Below are 2595 nucleotides of genomic sequence, written 5' to 3' on the forward strand. Positions count from 1 at the left end.
CCGACTTGCGCGAGTTGAAGGATGCCTTCGGGGTCAAGGTCTATGCGTACTGCCTGATGACCAACCATGTGCACCTGCTGTTGGCCCCGGATGATTCGCTGGCAGGGCTCAGCCAGTTGATGAAGACCTTGGCGGCCCGCGCGACGCGCTACCGCAATCGCTTGGAAGGGCGCTCCGGCACTCTGTGGGAAAGCCGCTTCAAGTCGAGCATCGTGCAGTCCGATGCCTACTTGTTGGCCTGTAGTCGTTACATCGAACTGAACCCGGTGCGGGCGTGCATGGTGGCTGAGGTAGGGGATTATCCCTGGTCGAGCTACGCCCTGCGTATGGGGGCCGCACCTGAGCAGAGCTGGTTGGACGACGACCCGTGTTTCAAAGCGCTCGGCGTTAGGGATGAAGAACGGCGCCGCCGGTATGCCGAGTTCGTCAGGCAAGCAGTGCCCGCCGAGGAACTGAGCCTGATTCGGGAAGCCATTCAACGCGGCCAACTGACGGGGAGCAATCGCTTCGTGGATGAGGTTGAGCGTATTGCGGGCGTACGGATTGAACGGCGCAAGCAGGGGCGACCGAAATTAGAGTAAGGAAAATAAATCTGTCCCCTTTTATTGAGAAGCACTTCACGGGCAAGGCAAGTATCAGAACCTCGATGCCGAAACAGTCCTAACGGACCTCCGGAAGATCGCTGACGGGAATATCACCAGCACGGCAGAACTCAATCCTGAGGTTCTCCGCTTCCTGAATACCGAGTTCAGCCCGGCAGGGTTACGGGATACGCTGTTTGAGCCAGAAAATTGGGAAATCTACACCTCGGTTGCTATTGACCTTGTCTTCCCGACTCCTTCAAGCAAAGCTGCGGCTGTAAGGACGATCAAAGGTAAGGTTTCGCCTGAGACGCTGAAGGCGCTTGAGATAAAATACGGTGCGGAGTCACTAGCTGGTGCAAAAGGAGTAATTAAATCCAGTGAAACTATTGGGAGGCCTGTAGAAGCAGTAATCAATGGAAGAAAGCAACTGTTGAGAGTCGATATTGAGCCTAATGGAAAGCTTCAGATACAAGCAGGCATTGGCAAGAATTCAATTATAGACTTTAGGCCAGATTTGTCTAAGCCGTTAGCTCCCCAGATCAACAGCTATTTTAAACGCTTGCCGCAGTCAGTTAGAAATGAGCTGATTAAAAATGCAGAAAAGGGTCTGGAACGGCTTCAAAAAACAGGAAATATGTAATGTATAGAAAGTATTTTGTTGTTTGTGAGGATCTAGAAGGATTTCCTTGTCGCGAAGAGTTTATCGAAAAGGCTTGGGGTGATTTGCCTGTTTCATTCTTTCAGGATGATGAATTTCTTTCAAAGGCATCATATCTGGATGTGAAAGTGAATAAGTGGGAGGTGAGTCAGGAGTGGTCAACTTTGCAGGAGGTTGAGCCGTGTATTAGGATCGATTTTTTGCGTGATGAAAGATTGGCGGAGTTTTGTAGGGAGGTTCGCTTGTCAGGTTGTGAAGTGTCTAGTGCAGAGGTTGTGTTGGTCTTGGAGTTGGATGGAGAAGGTATGGAGTTGGATGAATTGTTGCTCGCTAGCATGGTTAGAGTTCTCTCTGAGACGTATCAATGCTATGCGCTGGATGAGTTGCCCATGCTTTTAGATGGGAAGTTCTTTTTAGTTGTTCCTTCGAGGGAAGATTTAATGGCGGCCTTGCTGATTAAGGGGGGATAACTCAAGGCGAAAAAGCGAGTAACGAAAAGGGGACTAACGAAAAGGGGACAACGAAAAGGGGACAACGAAAAGGACAAGGACAAAAAGGGGACAGATTAATTTTTTCTACTCTAATTCGTTAGGAAGGGAGAGCAGGTTCTAGGTCTTCATGGAGGAAGAAACCATGGCCAGGGTGGGGCGAGTCCTGTTACCAAACTATCCGCATCACATCGTCCAGCGTGGCCATAACCGACAGGTCGTGTTTGCCGAGGACGCTGATTTCGAGCGCTACCTGTCCGACTTGCGCGAGTTGAAGGATGCCTTCGGGGTCAAGGTCTATGCGTACTGCCTGATGACCAACCATGTGCACCTGCTGTTGGCCCCGGATGATTCGCTGGCAGGGCTCAGCCAGTTGATGAAGACCTTGGCGGCCCGCGCGACGCGCTACCGCAATCGCTTGGAAGGGCGCTCCGGCACTCTGTGGGAAAGCCGCTTCAAGTCGAGCATCGTGCAGTCCGATGCCTACTTGTTGGCCTGTAGTCGTTACATCGAACTGAACCCGGTGCGGGCGTGCATGGTGGCTGAGGTAGGGGATTATCCCTGGTCGAGCTACGCCCTGCGTATGGGGGCCGCACCTGAGCAGAGCTGGTTGGACGACGACCCGTGTTTCAAAGCGCTCGGCGTTAGGGATGAAGAACGGCGCCGCCGGTATGCCGAGTTCGTCAGGCAAGCAGTGCCCGCCGAGGAACTGAGCCTGATTCGGGAAGCCATTCAACGCGGCCAACTGACGGGGAGCAATCGCTTCGTGGATGAGGTTGAGCGTATTGCGGGCGTACGGATTGAACGGCGCAAGCAGGGGCGACCGAAATTAGAGTAAGGAAAATAAATCTGTCCCCTTTTATTG

Annotated in this window: 4 protein-coding genes; all 4 read left to right on the forward strand. The window is 52.6% G+C overall.

Annotation, left to right across the window (positions count from 1 at the left end):
* Positions 1-581, forward strand: a 581-nt coding sequence (locus E8F12_RS10410) for a transposase (RefSeq protein WP_280324846.1), incomplete at its 5' end; no start/stop codon positions are given.
* 433 nt (positions 582-1014) lie between these two features.
* Positions 1015-1224: a hypothetical protein gene (locus tag E8F12_RS10415; RefSeq protein WP_280325160.1), complete on the forward strand. Its 210-nt coding sequence runs from the start codon at positions 1015-1017 to the stop codon at positions 1222-1224.
* The gene (locus tag E8F12_RS10420; RefSeq protein ID WP_280325161.1) at positions 1224-1712 is read left to right on the forward strand and encodes a hypothetical protein; all 489 of its coding nucleotides are present in this window, start codon (positions 1224-1226) and stop codon (positions 1710-1712) included. Before E8F12_RS10415 ends, E8F12_RS10420 begins: the two co-directional genes overlap by 1 nt.
* Before the next feature lie 163 nt (positions 1713-1875).
* The gene (locus E8F12_RS10425) at positions 1876-2568 is read left to right on the forward strand and encodes a transposase (protein WP_280325162.1); all 693 of its coding nucleotides are present in this window, start codon (positions 1876-1878) and stop codon (positions 2566-2568) included.
* Positions 2569-2595: the final 27 nt, after the last annotated feature.

This window comes from Pseudomonas sp. BN102 (genome assembly GCF_029871245.1).
Lineage (GTDB): Bacteria > Pseudomonadota > Gammaproteobacteria > Pseudomonadales > Pseudomonadaceae > Metapseudomonas.

Coding starts and splice junctions, on each gene's coding strand:
- E8F12_RS10420 (WP_280325161.1), top strand. CDS start 1,224: ATGTATAGAAAGTATTTTGTTGTTTGTGAGGATCTAGAAGGATTTCCT.
- E8F12_RS10425 (WP_280325162.1), top strand. CDS start 1,876: ATGGCCAGGGTGGGGCGAGTCCTGTTACCAAACTATCCGCATCACATC.